Source organism: Burkholderia sp. KBS0801 (assembly GCF_005937855.2).
Classification (GTDB): domain Bacteria; phylum Pseudomonadota; class Gammaproteobacteria; order Burkholderiales; family Burkholderiaceae; genus Burkholderia; species Burkholderia ambifaria.
In genome coordinates this window covers 1,970,177-1,984,765 of record NZ_CP042177.1, presented here as the reverse complement: position 1 = coordinate 1,984,765, position 14,589 = coordinate 1,970,177, and the positions used below count along the sequence as shown (strand labels likewise).

At 69.2% G+C, this 14,589-nt stretch carries 12 protein-coding genes; 5 read left to right on the top strand and 7 right to left on the bottom strand.

From position 1 onward, the window contains the following. Window positions 1-18 precede the first annotated feature (18 nt). Complete coding sequence (locus FFI87_RS09385; protein WP_138847598.1) at window positions 19-1,950, bottom strand: sigma-54-dependent Fis family transcriptional regulator; 1,932 nt, start codon at window positions 1,948-1,950, stop codon at window positions 19-21. 524 nt (window positions 1,951-2,474) lie between these two features. On the opposite strand from FFI87_RS09385, the gene FFI87_RS09380 reads away from it, so the two are divergent. From FFI87_RS09380 to lipA, 5 genes are all read left to right on the top strand, one after another. Further along, on the top strand, window positions 2,475-3,533 hold the full coding sequence (locus FFI87_RS09380; RefSeq protein ID WP_138847599.1) for an ATP-NAD kinase family protein: 1,059 nt from the start codon (window positions 2,475-2,477) through the stop codon (window positions 3,531-3,533). Between the two features lie 98 nt (window positions 3,534-3,631). Continuing rightward, a complete protein-coding gene (locus FFI87_RS09375; protein ID WP_138847600.1) occupies window positions 3,632-4,615 on the top strand; it encodes a thiamine pyrophosphate-dependent dehydrogenase E1 component subunit alpha in 984 nt (327 codons plus the stop codon). Between the two features lie 68 nt (window positions 4,616-4,683). After that, window positions 4,684-5,688, top strand: coding sequence for an alpha-ketoacid dehydrogenase subunit beta (locus tag FFI87_RS09370; protein ID WP_012364013.1), 1,005 nt, complete (start codon window positions 4,684-4,686; stop codon window positions 5,686-5,688). A 4-nt stretch (window positions 5,689-5,692) separates the two neighbouring features. Beyond that, on the top strand, window positions 5,693-6,808 hold the full coding sequence (locus tag FFI87_RS09365) for an acetoin dehydrogenase dihydrolipoyllysine-residue acetyltransferase subunit (protein WP_138847601.1): 1,116 nt from the start codon (window positions 5,693-5,695) through the stop codon (window positions 6,806-6,808). A 2-nt stretch (window positions 6,809-6,810) separates the two neighbouring features. Then, entirely contained in the window at window positions 6,811-7,776 is a 966-nt protein-coding gene (gene lipA / locus FFI87_RS09360; RefSeq protein WP_138847602.1) for a lipoyl synthase, read from the top strand. Window positions 7,777-7,800: 24 nt separating this feature from the next. Here lipA and FFI87_RS09355 read toward each other — a convergent pair whose 3' ends face one another. From FFI87_RS09355 to FFI87_RS09325, 6 genes are all read right to left on the bottom strand, one after another. After that, window positions 7,801-9,156, bottom strand: coding sequence for an MATE family efflux transporter (locus FFI87_RS09355; protein ID WP_138847603.1), 1,356 nt, complete (start codon window positions 9,154-9,156; stop codon window positions 7,801-7,803). A 2-nt stretch (window positions 9,157-9,158) separates the two neighbouring features. Next, on the bottom strand, window positions 9,159-10,916 hold the full coding sequence (locus tag FFI87_RS09350) for an ArnT family glycosyltransferase (RefSeq protein WP_138847604.1): 1,758 nt from the start codon (window positions 10,914-10,916) through the stop codon (window positions 9,159-9,161). Window positions 10,917-11,132: 216 nt separating this feature from the next. Continuing rightward, window positions 11,133-11,396, bottom strand: coding sequence for a type B 50S ribosomal protein L31 (locus FFI87_RS09340; protein WP_006761151.1), 264 nt, complete (start codon window positions 11,394-11,396; stop codon window positions 11,133-11,135). A gap of 158 nt (window positions 11,397-11,554) precedes the next feature. Beyond that, window positions 11,555-12,385: a zinc-dependent peptidase gene (locus FFI87_RS09335; protein WP_138847605.1), complete on the bottom strand. Its 831-nt coding sequence runs from the start codon at window positions 12,383-12,385 to the stop codon at window positions 11,555-11,557. 38 nt (window positions 12,386-12,423) lie between these two features. Next, window positions 12,424-13,980, bottom strand: a complete 1,557-nt coding sequence (locus FFI87_RS09330) for an MFS transporter (protein WP_138847606.1) — start codon at window positions 13,978-13,980, stop codon at window positions 12,424-12,426. Next, entirely contained in the window at window positions 13,977-14,477 is a 501-nt protein-coding gene (locus FFI87_RS09325) for a MerR family transcriptional regulator (RefSeq protein ID WP_138847607.1), read from the bottom strand. The genes FFI87_RS09330 and FFI87_RS09325 overlap by 4 nt, the downstream gene beginning before the upstream one ends. Window positions 14,478-14,589: the final 112 nt, after the last annotated feature.

Here is a 14,589-nt window from a genome sequence, read left to right as displayed (position 1 = left end):
GCCGATGCGTCGCGGGCGTCAGACGCGGTGCGGCGCGACGATCCGGTGCTTGGCGATTCGCCGGTACAGCGTCGCGCGCGAGATGCCGAGCGCCTTCGCGGCCGCATCGGGCCGCCAGCGATGCGCGGTGAGCGCCGCGACGATGCGGCCGCGCTCGTCGTCCGGCAGTGCGCCGGCCGCACCGGCGCCGAGCTGCGCGGCAAGATCGGCCGGCAGGTCGCGCCGCGTCACGCGCGCGGCGTCGCATACCGCGCACGCATAGCGCAGCACGTTGCGCAGCTGGCGCACGTTGCCGGGCCACGGATACGCGGCGAGCTGCGCGGCAAGCGTCGGGTCGAGCGTGAGCACGTGGCCGGTCGCCTGCGCCTCCTCGGCGAACACCGTGGCGATCACGTCGCCCACGTCCGCGCGCTCGCGCAGCGGCGGCAGCTCGAACGTCGCGCCGCTCAGCCGGTAATACAGGTCCTCGCGGAACGTGCCGTCGGCCACCATCCGCGCGAGATCGCGATGGGTCGCGCAGATCACGTCGAGATCGACGCGCACGGGCGTGTCGCTGCCGAGTGGCACGACCTCACCGTCGGCGAGCACGCGCAGCAGGCGCGTTTGCAGCGTGAGCGGCATGTCGCCGATTTCGTCGAGGAACAGCGTGCCGCCGTCGGCGAGCGCGATCTTGCCGCGCGCGCCGTGCTTGCGCGCGCCGGTGAATGCACCGGCCGCATAGCCGAACAGCTCGCTTTCGATCAGTGCCTCGGGCAGCGCGCCGCAGTTGACCGCGACGAACGGCCGCGTACGTCGCGCGCCGGCGTCGTGGATCGCGCGCGCGAACACCTCCTTTCCCGCGCCGGTTTCGCCGAGCACGAGAATCGGCAGCCGCTTGCTCGCGACACGCAGCGCGAGTTCGGCCTGCTGCGCGACGCGCGCGTCGCTGCTGTGCAGGAACGGTGTCAGCGCGCCGACGTGGCGCTGCGCGATGCCGGGGCGGCGCGAGGTCGGGGCGGCCCGTGCCGCGCCGCTTTCGCGGCCCGCACCCCGTAGCGGGGCGCGCAGTCGCGCATAAAGCGGCGCGCCGGTCGCGCGCAGCCGCAGCGCGACGATCGCATCGAGCCGCGCGGCGTCGCGCAGCGGCATCTCGGTGGCATCGAAGATCTCGTCGATATGGCGCGGTTCGCGCAGCGCCGGCAGCGCGTCGCGCGCGTGCCGGTTCGCGGCGACGATATTGCCGCATTCATCGAACGCGATCAGCCATTCGGGCTGTGCCTCGACGTAGTGACGGTTCGGATGCCCGAACAATATCCAGTGCTGCGCGGTGCTGTGCACGAAATAGCCGTCCTCGATCAGCGCCGCGCTCTGCCGCACGAGCTGGTACACGAGCCGCTGGCTGTCGCGGCCGTCGGGCGACTGGACGGCCGACGCATCGAGCACGCCGATCAGTTCGCCGCCCGGCGAGAAGATCGGGGCCGCGCTGCAGGTGAGCGTGGTGAACGCCGCGCGGAAATGGTCGGTCTTGTGCACGGTGATCGGCGCGAGATCGGTCAGCACGCTCGCGACGCCGCAGGTGCCTTCCTCGCTTTCCGACCAGCACGAGCCGATGTGCAGCCCCGCATGGCGGAAGTCGTTGCGACGCTCCCGGTCGATCCGGTAGTCGATCGTCACGCCATGCGCGTCGGTCAGCATCACGCAATAGTCGGCGACCCGGATCATCTCGTGCAGGCGCGTCAGGCACTGGCCCGATGCGCGCAGGAACGCCTCCTCCTTGTCGCGCACCTCGCGCAACTCGGCCGCGGTCAGCACGCGCGGGCCGATCGACGAAGCAGGGTCGAGCGCGTAGCGCTCGAGCGAGCGCTGCCACGACGACACGAGACGCGCGGAATCGGCCGGCGCGGGCAGGCGCCCGGCGAGCGCGCCGAGCACACGGTCGGCGTGCTGGGCCTGGGGGACGGCATAGGGCATGGTCGGCTCCGGTTCCGTACGGCGGGGATTTCGATGCTCTTGTAGCACATCCGCGGCGGTGGATCACATTGCATCGCAGCACGCGCGCGGCATGAGACGTTCGTCTCATCGGCATCTCAGCCCGTCTCGCGCAACTGAGACGCGCGGACACACCCGGCAACGCGGTGGTCGCGGGCGCGGCGGTGCGTGCCACGCCGCGATGCGCGTGCGTTGCAGGCCAAACGGCAATGACGAGCACGGCGCGCAAGTCGTCGTGTCGACAGGGCGACGACGTGAGACGTACGGCCTGTTTCGCGGCGCTTCGAGCTGTCCGGCAGCAGGTGCCGGTGACGTGCGCACCCCGCCGAGCCAAGCTCCACACGGGTTTCGCGGACGTTGCACACATGGTGGCACGCCGCTTGCAGATGTGACGGGCAATGCCGGCGCAATTGCGTCGGCGACGACGATCCGCCGCCCTCGATGACGGCGGACGACACATGAAGGGCCGGTGCGCGAGCGCCGGTCCACTGGATGGAGACAAGCCCGTGACGACGCCCGTGACCGTCGGCGTGATCGCGAACCCCGCATCGGGGCGCGACATTCGCCGCCTGACGACGCATGCATCCGTGTTCCCGACCGCGGAAAAAGCCAACATGGTCGTGCGCCTGCTTGCCGGCCTCGGCGCAATGGGCGTCGAGCGCGTGCTGACCCTGCGCGACAAGACGGGCATCGCGACGCTGCTGATGCGGGCGCTCGATACGCATCGCGCGCTCGCGCCGCACGAACGCTGGCCCGACGTCGAATTCGTCGACCTGCCGATCTCCGACACGGTTGCCGACACGCACGCCGGCGCCGCGTACATGCGCCGGAGGGATGTCGCGCTGATCGTCGTGCTCGGCGGCGACGGCACCCATCGCGCGGTCGCCGCGCACTGCGGCTCGACGCCGCTCGTCGCGCTGTCCACCGGCACCAACAACGCATTTCCCGAACATCGCGAGGCGACCGTCGCGGGCATCGCGGCAGGACTGGCCGCGACCGGCGCCGTGCCGGCCGAGATCGCGTTCGTGCGCAACAAGCGGCTCGTCGTGCGCGGCGTGGCGGGCGCGAACGCGGGGCGCGAGGAGATCGCGCTCGTCGACGTGTGCGCGGCACGCCAGCGCTTCATCGGCGCGCGGGCAATCTCGGGGCCCGACGACATCGACACCCTGTACCTGACCTTCGCGGAGCCGGACGGCATCGGCCTGTCCGCGCTCGGCGGCGCGTGGGCGCCGCTCGAGCGCAGCGCGCCGCACGGGCTCGCGATGCGCTTCGCCGCCGACGGCAACGCGGCCGGCACACCGCTCGTCGCGCCGATCGCCCCCGGCCGCGTCGATCGCGTCGTGATGCGCAGCTGCGAGCGCCTCGAACAAGGTGCGTGGCAGACGATCCCGTTCGAGCGCGGCACGCTCGCGTTCGACGGCGAGCGCGAGATCGAGGTCGCGCGCGGCGATCGCTACGAGATCGCGCTCGACTGGCGCGGGCCGCTCACCGTCGATGTGGGCCGCACGCTGCGTTACGCGTCGTCGCGTCAGGTGTTGCGCGCCGCCGGCGCGTGGCGCGACTGACGGCAGCTTCACGTTTCACCGACGGCCGCAGGCCGTGCAATCCGTCGCCGGGGCGTTGCCGCGGCGGCATTCGCAGTCAGACCTACCAGGAGACACACATGACCGTTTCGACACAGCTCAGCAGGGACAAGCTGCTGGACGCCTACCGGCTGATGCGCACGATCCGCGAATTCGAGGAACGTCTGCACGTCGAGTTCGCGACCGGCGAAATCCCCGGGTTCGTCCACCTGTATGCGGGCGAGGAGGCATCCGCGGTCGGCACGATGCTGCACCTCGGTCTCGAGGACTACGTCGCGACCACGCACCGCGGGCACGGCCACTGCATCGCGAAAGGCGTCGACGTGCACGGGATGATGGCCGAGATCTATGGCAAGAAGACGGGTGTCTGCCACGGCAAGGGCGGCTCGATGCATATCGCCGACCTGTCGATGGGGATGCTCGGCGCGAACGGGATCGTCGGTGCGGGCGGCCCGCTCGTGTGCGGCGCGGCGCTCGCGGCCAAGCACAAGAAGACCGGCGGGGTCGGCGTGTGCTTCTTCGGCGACGGCGCGTCGAACCAGGGCGTGATCTTCGAATCGATGAACCTCGCGTCGGTGTGGCGCCTGCCGGCGATCTTCGTGGCCGAAAACAACGGCTACGCGGAAGCGACGTCGTCGAGCTGGTCGGTCGCGACCGACAACATCGCCGATCGCGCGAACGGTTTCGGCATGCCCGGCGTGATCGTCGACGGCTTCGACTTCTTCGCGGTGCACGAGGCGCTCGGCGAAGCGGTGGCACGCGCGCGCAGCGGCGGCGGCCCGACGCTCGTCGAGGTGAAGTTCACGCGCTACTTCGGCCACTTCGAAGGCGATGCGCAGACCTATCGCGCGCCGGGTGAAGTGCAGAAGCTGCGTGACGAGAAGGACTGCCTGAAGCATTTCGAAACGCGCGTCGTGCGCGCCGAAGCGCTGACGACCGACGAGCTGCGTGCCGTCGATGCCCAGGTGAAGACGCTGATCGACGACGCGGTCGCGCAGGCGAAGGCCGCGCCGCTGCCCGATGCGTCCGACCTGCTGGCCGACGTGTACGTGTCGTACCCGTGAATGCGATGTGACACGGCAGCCCTCAGCTGGCGGCCGGCACGGCGAACCGAATATCCCAGGAGACAGACATGGCAAGGAAGATCACTTATTCGCAGGCGATCAACGAGGCGCTCGCGCAGGAAATGGCGCGCGACGACAGCGTGATCGTGATGGGCGAGGACAATGCAGGCGGCGCGGGCGCGCCGGGCGAGGACGACGCGTGGGGCGGCGTGCTCGGCGTGACGAAGGGGCTGTTCCACAAGTTTCCGGGGCGCGTGCTCGACACGCCGCTGTCGGAGGGTGGCTACATCGGCGCGGCGGTCGGTGCGGCCGCGTGCGGGATGCGGCCGGTCGCGGAGCTGATGTTCATCGATTTCATGGGTGTGTGCTTCGACCAGATATTCAATCAGGCCGCGAAATTCCGCTACATGTTCGGCGGCAAGGCCGTGACGCCGGTCGTGATCCGCGCGATGTACGGTGCCGGCCTGCGCGCGGCCGCGCAGCATTCGCAGATGCTCACGTCGCTGTTCACGCACATCCCGGGGCTGAAGGTCGTGTGCCCGGCGACGCCGTATGACGCGAAGGGGCTGCTGATCCAGGCGATCCGCGACGACGATCCCGTGATCTTCCTCGAACACAAGCTGCTCTACACGCGGGAAGGCGACGTGCCTGAGGAATCCTATGCGATTCCGTTCGGCGAGGCGAACGTCGTGCGCGAAGGCGACGACGCGACGATCGTCACGTACGGCCGGATGGTGCATCTCGCGACCGACGCGGCCGCGAAGCTCGCGAAGGACGGCATCCACGTCGACGTGATCGACCTGCGCACGACGTCGCCGCTCGACGAGGAAACGATCCTCGAAAGCGCGGCGCGCACCGGCCGCGTGGTGGTCGTCGACGAGGCGAACCCGCGCTGCTCGATGGCGACCGACATCGCCGCGCTCGTCGCGCAGCGCGCGTTCCGGACGCTCAAGGCGCCGATCGAGCTCGTGACCGCGCCGCACACGCCCGCGCCGTTCGCCGGCGTGCTGGAAGACCTGTATATCCCGTCCGCCGATGCGATCGCGCAGGCGGTACTGAAGACGAGGAGCTGACACGATGTCGATTCACATGATCACGATGCCCAAGTGGGGGCTGTCGATGGAGCAGGGGCAGGTCAACGGCTGGCTGAAGGCAATCGGCGAGCGCGTTTCGAAGGGCGACGAAGTGCTCGACGTCGAGACCGACAAGATCTCGTCGGGCGTCGAGTGCGCGTTCGACGGCACGCTGCGCCGGCAGGTCGCGCAGGAAGGCGAGACGCTGCCGGTCGGTGCGCTGCTCGGCGTGGTTGCGGCGGCCGACGCGAGCGATGCCGACATCGATGCGGCGATCGCCGAATTCCAGCGCGATTTCACGCCGAGCGCGGCCGCGGACGACGCCGGCGGCCCGCAGCCCGAGAAGGCGCAGATCGGCGGACGCACGATCCGGTTCCTGAAGCTGGGCGACGGCACGGGCACGCCCGCGGTGCTGATCCACGGCTTCGGCGGCGACCTGAACAACTGGCTGTTCAACCATGCGGAACTCGCCGCGCACCGGCCCGTGTGGGCGCTCGATCTGCCCGGGCATGGCGAGTCGGCCAAGGCGGTCGACGCCGGCAGCCTCGACGAACTGGCCGACGCGGTGCTCGCGCTGCTCGACGCGCAGCATATCGACCGCGCGCACCTGATCGGCCATTCGATGGGCGGCGCGGTCGCGATGGCGGCGGCCGAGCGCGCGCCGCAACGCGTGGCGTCGCTGACGCTGATCGCGAGCGCCGGGCTCGGCGCCGACATCAACCGCGGCTACATCGACGGCTTCGTCGCCGGCAACAGCCGCAATACGCTGAAGCCGCACCTCGGCGCGCTGTTCGCGGACCACGCGCTCGTCACGCGGCAACTGGTCGAGGACCTCGTCAAGTACAAGCGACTCGAAGGCGTGCAGGCCGCGCTGGAGAAGATCGCGAACGCCGCGTTCGACGGCGCGGCCCAGCGGCGCGTGTTCCGCGACCGCGTCGCGTCGCTCGCGCCGCGCACGCTCGTGATCTGGGGCGAGCGCGACGAGGTGATTCCCGCGCAGCATGCGCAGGGCTTGCCGGACGGCGTGCAGGCCGAGGTGATCGCCGGCAGCGGCCACATGGTGCAGATGGAGGCGGCTGCCGACGTGAACCGCCTGATCGTCGCGTTTCTCGGAGACTGACGATGGCCGCCGCGCTCGAACGACCCAGCCTCACCGCGCTCGGCCAGCCGGGCGCGAGGAGCCGCGACAAGCTCGCGCGCATTCCGGTGCGCGTCGAGCCCGCGGCCGGCGCGGCGCTGCCGAAGCCGCCGTGGCTGCGGGCGCGGCCGATGATGAGCGGGGCGGTCGCCGACATGGCGGCCGTGCTGCGCGATCACCGGCTGCATTCCGTCTGCGAGGAGGCGATGTGCCCGAACATCGGCGAATGCTTCGCGCAGCGCACCGCGACCTTCATGATCATGGGCGGCCTGTGCACGCGGCGCTGCCCGTTCTGCGATGTCGCGCACGGCCGTCCCGAGCCGCTCGATCCCGGCGAGCCCGCGCGGCTCGCGGCCGCGGTCGCGGCGCTCGGACTGCGCTACGTCGTGATCACGTCGGTGGATCGCGACGACCTGCGCGACGGCGGCGCCGCGCATTTTGCGGCCTGCATCGCGGCGGTGCGCGCGAGCGTGCCGGGCATCGGCATCGAGGTGCTGACGCCGGATTTCCGGGGCCGCGTTCCACGCGCGCTCGACGCGTTGTCGTCGGCGTGGCCGGATGTGTTCAATCACAACATCGAGACGGTGCCGTCGCTGTACCGGGCGGCGCGGCCCGGCGCCGACTATCGCGGCTCGCTCGAACTGCTCGCACGGGCGAAGGCCGCGCGGCCGACGCTCGTGACGAAATCGGGATTGATGCTCGGGCTCGGCGAGTGCGACGACGAGGTGCGCGACACGCTGCGCGACCTGCGTGCGCACGAGGTCGACGTATTGACGCTCGGCCAGTATCTCGCACCGTCCGCGCACCATCTGCCGGTGCGGCGCTACGTGAGCCCCGATGCGTTCGCCGCATGGCGCGCCGAGGGGCTGGCGCTCGGTTTCAGGGAAGTCGTGGCCGGCCCGCTCGTGCGGTCGTCGTATCACGCGGCCGACGTGCTGGAGGACGCGTAGGCCGCGTAGGCCGCTGGTAGCGGGTCAGGCGCCGACGGACAGCGCCGCGCGGCTGACGCGGCGCAGGTAGAGGGCGAGTCCCGCACCGGCGAGCATCAGGCTGATCGTGTTCGCGAACCAGAAGCCACGCGCACCGGTCAGCCATGCCGGTGCGATGCCGCCGATGTCGAAGCCGAGCACGTAGCCGCCGCCCAGCCCGACGCCCCACAGCGCGACCGCGTAGATCACGGTCGGCACGACCGCGACCTTGTACGCGCGCAGCACGAATGCCGACGTGATCTGCAGCGCATCGAAGAAGTGATAGCAGGTGACGATCGCGACCAGCGGCAGCGCGGCGGCCACCACGGCCGGGTTCGGCGTATAGCCGCTGACGATCAGCGGACGCAGCGTGAACACGAGTACGCCATACGCGGCCGCGATCCCGCACGCGAGCATCACGCTGTGCCGGCCGAGCAGGCGCGCCTCGTCCGGACGGCCGGCACCGAGCGCGCGCGCGACGAGCGTCGATGCCGCGACGCCGATCGACAGCGGCGTCATGTACAGCACCGCGCTGATGTTGCCGGCGATCTGGTGGCCGGCGAGCGTCGTCGTGCCAAACTGCGCGATGAAGAGCGCCATGCACGTGAACGACGTGACCTCGATCAGGTACGACAGGCCCATCGGCACGCCGAGCTTCAGGATCGCCTTCTGGCGCGCCCAGACGGGCCAGCAAAAGCGCGAGAAGATCGCGAGCGGCGTGAACACGTCGAGCTTCGCGAGCAGCGTGAAGCCGACCAGCGCGAGCGCCCAGTTGATCAGCGTGCTCGCGAGCCCGCAACCGGGGCCGCCGAGGGCCGGCACGCCGAACCCGCCGAAGATGAACCACACGTTGAGCGGAAACTTGAGCAGCAGCGCGCCGATCTGCAGGATCATCGCGAGGCGCGGCTTGCCGGCCGCGTTGGTCAGCGCGTTGTAGATCCGGAACACGAGGCTCGCAGGCAGCCCGTACGACAGGATGCGCAGGTAATCGACGGTGCGCTCGTGCAGCGCGGGCGGCGCGTGGGCGATGTGCAGCAGCGGTTCGGGAAAATGCAGCAGCAGGAAGCCGGGCACCGCGAGCATCAGCGCGAGCCACAGCGCCTGGCGGACTTCCTCGCCGATCTCGGCGTAGCGGCGGGCGCCGTACAGCTGCCCGGTGATCGGCTGCAGCGCGGACAGGATGCCCGTCATCCCGATGTAGATCGACACGTAGATCGACGAACCGAGCCCGAGCGCGGCCAGGTCGATGGCCGAGTAGCGGCCGACCATCGCCGTATCGATCACGCCGAACGCGATGATCGCGAGCTGGCCGACGAGCACCGGCCATGCGAGACCGACGATCCGGCGGATGTCGGCGAACATCGTCAATCGACCGTCCGGCGGCGCGGGCCACGGCGCTTGACGGGCGTCGTCGGCCGCTCGATGCGCTCGTACAGGCGGAAGCGCTCGTCGCGGTCGGCCACGCGGCGGCCTTCCCACACGAGACGCCACACGTATCGCGACATCGCGCTCGGCTCGCCGAAGTCCGCGCGGTCCTGGCGCAGGATCACGTCGCATTCGCCCGAGAATTCGAAGTGCATGTCGCCGAAGTACGCGAAGGTCGCGATCTGCGCATCCCCGAGCCGCACGGGCGAGATGCACTCGTAGTCCTTCGGCAGATGCGATGCGATCTGCTGCGCGACGTCGCTGTAGGTCCGGCCGTAGTTGACGATCGGCAGCCACAGCGTCATCAGCAGCACCCACATCAGCGTGGTGCCCGCGCCGGACAGCACGACGCTGCGCCACAGCACCTTCGGCTGGCGCGAGATGCGCCAGCGCGCGAGCAGGCACCAGCACACGGTGACGATCACCGCGCAGATGAACGACAGGATCTTGAAGTGCGGCTCGTAGCCCGGCACGAGGCGCGCGAGGTTGCGCGCAAGCGGATGCGGGAAGCCGGTGAGCGACGCGAGCCACACGAGCCACACGAAGGTGCCGAGGATCGTGAAGCTCAGCACCGCGAACCAGTCGATCGCGTTGATCGCGCCGCGTTTGAGCGTGGGCAGCGCGAACGTGGCGAGCACCGCGAGCGGCGGCAGCAGGAGCATGTACATGCGGTTCGACTGCTGGCTCTGCAGGATCACGAGCGCGACGAGCGGCACGACGACCGACAGCGGAATCGCGATGTGCGCGCGGCGGCGCATGCCGGCCCAGCTCCACCAGGCCCAGATCGCGAGCGGCCATGCGGGCCACGTGAAGAGCGGCAGGTTCTTCGCCGCATAGCCGAGCACCGCGGTCGGCGGGCCCGAGAAGCGCATCAGGCTGCCGTGGATCCACTGGTTGAAGAACCACGCGGCGTCGTCGGGCGCCGCGTTGAAGGCGGCGAGCGGCCACAGCGCGGAGATCGCGGCCGCGAGCGGCACGCCGATCAGCGGCAGGCGCAGGTTGCGCATCTCCGGCGTGATGAGCCACAGCGCGGCCGTGCCGGCGAGCAGCGCGACCACGAGCACCGGGTTGCCGGACAGGCCGACGAGGCCCATCGCGACGCCCCACCACAGCGCGCCCTGCATCGGTTTGTCGATGCCGCGCACGATGCCGTACACAAGCATCGCGATCCACGCGAACTGCGCGAGCTGCGGCGTCGTTTCGTGGCCGCGCTCCGCGAGCCCGAAGCATGCGACGAGGATCAGCAGCGCGCCGTCGGCGAGCGTGCGGCCGTAGTCGCGCGGCTCCGGCTCGCCGCCGAATGCATACTTGAACGGCTGGACCTCGGCGCGCCGGCCGAGCAGGTAGGCGGCGTACCAGACGAACGCGCACGCGACACAGAACAGCACGCCCGTGTCGACGCGCGACGCGTTGCTCGCGTCGACCCACGGCGCCAGCGCGCGGATCGACAGCGCGCCGAGCCAGTAGCCGAGCGGCCCGTCGGTCGTGATGAACTTGCCGACCAGGTTCGGCAGCAGCCAGTCGTGCCAGCCGCCGGTGGCCATCGTCCACATCACGCCGAAGCCCGCCGCGTCTTCGTTCTTCCACGGGTCCCGGCCGAACAGGCCGAACGCCGCGTAGACGAGGCAGAGCGTAAGCAGCAGCCAGCGCGGCAGCGCACGCGTGGCGGAGGCGGTGAGACGGACGACAGGCTTCATGCAGATCAGCGTTTTGTTATGGGCGGCCGGCGCGGGCGCGCGCGGTCGAGCCGGTTTCTAGCATCCGGCATTGTAGACGTGCCGGATGGTGCGCGTCAGGGGGTTCCTCGGGGCGCCGGCCGGCCGTTGCCGGGCGAGCAGAGACAAAAAAGGGCAGCCTGGGCTGCCCTTTTGTGCGATACCGGTGCGTTGCAACCACCGGATGCGGCGCGAAGCTTACTTCGCGAGTTTGCCGCTGGCGCGTGCGCCGAACTTGTTCTTGAACTTCTCGACACGGCCTGCCGTGTCCATGATCTTTTGCTGGCCGGTGTAGAACGAGTGCGATTCCGACGACACTTCGATCTTGGCGAGCGGGTAGGTCTTGCCGTCGAGTTCGATGTTTTCACGCGTCTGGATCGTCGAGCGCGTGATGAACTTGAAGCCGTTCGACATGTCTTGGAAGACGACTTCGCGGTAGTTCGGGTGGATGCCTTCTTTCATGGTCTTTCCTTGGTGAGAGCGGTAGCCAACCCGCCGCTTGCCGTATCGGAGCGCAAAATTGCGCTGCCAGACGACGCCAAGCCCGGCGCGAGCCACTTGCCTAAGGTCGAAAAACGGCGATTATGCCAGAAAATCAGATGGTTGACGAATAATTTTCATCACGCGCCGAGGGCGCCCGTGCGGGCCGGATCCTGACGGTAGTAGCGCGCGAGCAGCCGGTACAGCTCCGGAAATTCGGACTCGAACGCCCGCGGCCGCACGAACAGCGCTTCGCTGCACACCGCGAAGAATTCGGACGGGTGGTCGGCCGCATACGGATCGATCAGCGATTCCCGCTCGAAGCGCGCCCACGCACGGTCCGGCACCGCGTCGACGCGTGCGCAGAACTGGTCGTACGCATGCTCGAACACGTCGGCCCAGGCCTGCGCGTCGAGGTGCGGCGCGTGCCAGCGACGAAAAAGGGGCGGATAGCCGTCGGCCTCGCCGTTGACCATGTCGATCTTGTGCGCGAACTCGTGGATCACAACGTTGTACGCGTCGCGGCCGTCCGTCATCTGCGCGTCCTCCCACGACAGGATCACCGGGCCGCCTTCCCACGCTTCGCCGCTCGCGTCCTGCTCGACTTCATGGACGACGCCGTCCTCGTCCTGCACGGTCTTGCGGATCACGAATTCGCCCGGATACACGACGACGCCGACCCAGCCGTCGTACAGCGACAAATCCAGATTCAGCACGGGCAGGCACGCCTGCGCGGCGATCGCGACGATCATCTCGTCGGTCAGCTCGAGCCCGTGCGCGGTCGAAAACGACTTCTTCGCGATGAACAGGCTCGTGAGTTCGCGCAACCGGCCCAGGTCGCCAGGCGGCAGCGCGTCGAGAAACGGCAGGCGCGCCACGGTGCCCTGCCACAACGCATCGGCAATCGGATGGCTGCGCAGCGCGCGGTCGCGGCGGCGGTCGTCGAACCAGCGGGTCAGTTTCGAAAGCATGGAGGCAGCGCGGGAAGATCCAAAGCCTGTCTTTTAACTCAATCGATCTCTTTTTGCCATGCCGCGAAGAGGCCGCCGACGAGCGCGACGCCCGCGAGGAAATAGAAACCGTCGAGCGACGCGAGGAACGACGCCTGTTGCGCGACCATCCGCGCGACCGACGCAATCGCGAGCGCGTGCGCGTCGTTCAGCGCATGGCCGGCTGCCGCATAGCTGCGCGCGAGCGCGTCGACGGTCTGCTGGAACAGCGGATCGAACACGTTCGCGCGCTCGACGAGCCGCGTCTGATGCACGGCCAGCCGGTGCTGCTCGACGATGATCACCGACGACGTCGCGAACGAGATCGTCAGTTGCCGCACGATGTTCTTCAGCCGGTAGCCGTGCGTGTATTCGTCGATCGCGAAGATGCGGAACGTCAGGTTCGCGACCGGCAGCACGATGAACAGCAGCAAGAGCCCGCGCAGCAGCAGCGGGCCGATCAGTGCGGCCTCGCCAACTTGTGGCGTCATCCGCGTCATCCACAGCGCGGCGGCGATCGCGATCGCGAAACCCGGCACCACGAACCATTTCTTGTGCGTGACGTGCTTCGCATAGCGCAGGTACGCGAACAGCGCGGTCGCCGAGATCAGCGACATCGTGCCGACCAGGCGCCCGGCGTTCTCGACCGGATAGCCGAGCCCGCCTTCGAGCAGGCGGGAAGTCAGGTAGCTGAAGCCGGTCGACTCGTAGTAATAAAACATGTACAGCAGCAAGCCGACCTGGAACGTGCGCTCGCGAAACGCATGCAGCCGCACGAGCGGCGTCGGATGGTGCCACTGGTGATAGGCGAACCACCCGAGCGCGGCCACACCGGCGAACGTCAGCATGATCAGCATCGGCGAGCCGCTGTAGAGCTGGTAGTGCACTTGCTGCAGCACGATCTGCAGCGCGCCTTGCGCGAGCGCGAACACGATGTACGGCCAGAAATGTCCGGAGCCGCGTACGTCGTCGGGCGTCCTGCCCGAATCGGGCAGCGTGAGGAGGGCGAGGATCGCGAACGCGATGCCGGCAGGCGCCGTGCACGCGAACAGCGCGCGCCACGTCGAATGCGCGACGAGCAGCCCGCCGACGATCGGCGCGAGCGCGCTGCCGAGCAGGATCATGATCAGGAACGCGCGCGTGGCGGGCGGCCGTTCCTGCGGCTTGAAGCTGATCTGGATCAGGATCCGGCACGCACCCATCATCGGGCCGATGAAGTAGCCCTGGAAGCCGCGCGCGAACGCGAGCTCGAGCGACGTGTCGGCGAATGCCGCCGCGATCGCGCCGAACGAGAACATCAACATGCAGCCGGCGACGTAGCGGCGATGTCCGAACCGGTCGACCCACCATTGCTGCTGCAGGATGCCGAGCACCGCCGTGACCGCATAGGCGCTGGATGACCACACGAGTTCGTCGGGCGACGCATTGATGCCGCCTGCGATGTAGCTCGCGAAGAACGAGAAGGCCGCGTTGTCGAAGTAGTCGATGCCGGTGACGAGGGCGAGCGCCCACGGGAAGAGGTCCGCGCGCAGGTTCGCGCGGCTCCATAGCGGCGAACGACCGGGGGCGACGTTCATTCCCGGTCCTTGCGCGCGCGGCGCGTGCGGGCTTCGGCCTGCCGCTGCGCGATCAGCGCGTCGGGATTTTCGCCCGCGAGCCGCCGCTCGATGTAGTCGATGTCGTGCTGCAGTTCCTTGCGCAGCGCGACGGCTTCCTTCAGTTCGCGCTGGACGGCCGCGATCCGCTGGTCCAGCGTGTCGATTTGCTCGGCGAGGCCCGTGCGGATGTCGCGCAGCGACGCGTCCGAATAGCGGCGCCGGCCGTCGCCCGTTTCTTCGAGCGGACGCTTGAGCATCTCGGTGATGCCGTGCAGCGAAAAGCCGAGTGCGCGCAGCCGCAGGATGCGGGCGAAGCGTTCGAGATCGGCTTCATCGTAAAGGCGATAGCGGCCGCCGCTGCGCGACGGCGTGACGAGTCCGCGCTCCTCGTAATACTTCAGCGTGCGCGGCGTGACGCCGAGCCGCGAGGCGGCGTCGCTCACGGTCAGCAGCGGGGCGGAGGCGTCGTTCGACATGGGGGGGCGGGCTTCGGTCGGTGCGATGGCGCGATTATAGATCAACCTGTACGTTCACGTGCAGGTTGGGTCGAAAAAACGGCCGCCGTGCAAAAGCGCGGGCGGCCGTTCT

What these genes read in the sequence shown, in the direction of transcription:
- FFI87_RS09340 (WP_006761151.1), bottom strand. Translation starts at nt 11,396, where the DNA reads ATGAAAGAAGGCATCCACCCGAACTACCGCGAAGTCGTCTTCCAAGAC.
- lipA (WP_138847602.1), top strand. Translation starts at nt 6,811, where the DNA reads ATGGCCGCCGCGCTCGAACGACCCAGCCTCACCGCGCTCGGCCAGCCG.
- FFI87_RS09350 (WP_138847604.1), bottom strand. Translation starts at nt 10,916, where the DNA reads ATGAAGCCTGTCGTCCGTCTCACCGCCTCCGCCACGCGTGCGCTGCCG.
- FFI87_RS09365 (WP_138847601.1), top strand. Translation starts at nt 5,693, where the DNA reads ATGTCGATTCACATGATCACGATGCCCAAGTGGGGGCTGTCGATGGAG.
- FFI87_RS09355 (WP_138847603.1), bottom strand. Translation starts at nt 9,156, where the DNA reads ATGTTCGCCGACATCCGCCGGATCGTCGGTCTCGCATGGCCGGTGCTC.
- FFI87_RS09375 (WP_138847600.1), top strand. Translation starts at nt 3,632, where the DNA reads ATGACCGTTTCGACACAGCTCAGCAGGGACAAGCTGCTGGACGCCTAC.
- FFI87_RS09325 (WP_138847607.1), bottom strand. Translation starts at nt 14,477, where the DNA reads ATGTCGAACGACGCCTCCGCCCCGCTGCTGACCGTGAGCGACGCCGCC.
- FFI87_RS09370 (WP_012364013.1), top strand. Translation starts at nt 4,684, where the DNA reads ATGGCAAGGAAGATCACTTATTCGCAGGCGATCAACGAGGCGCTCGCG.
- FFI87_RS09385 (WP_138847598.1), bottom strand. Translation starts at nt 1,950, where the DNA reads ATGCCCTATGCCGTCCCCCAGGCCCAGCACGCCGACCGTGTGCTCGGC.
- FFI87_RS09330 (WP_138847606.1), bottom strand. Translation starts at nt 13,980, where the DNA reads ATGAACGTCGCCCCCGGTCGTTCGCCGCTATGGAGCCGCGCGAACCTG.
- FFI87_RS09335 (WP_138847605.1), bottom strand. Translation starts at nt 12,385, where the DNA reads ATGCTTTCGAAACTGACCCGCTGGTTCGACGACCGCCGCCGCGACCGC.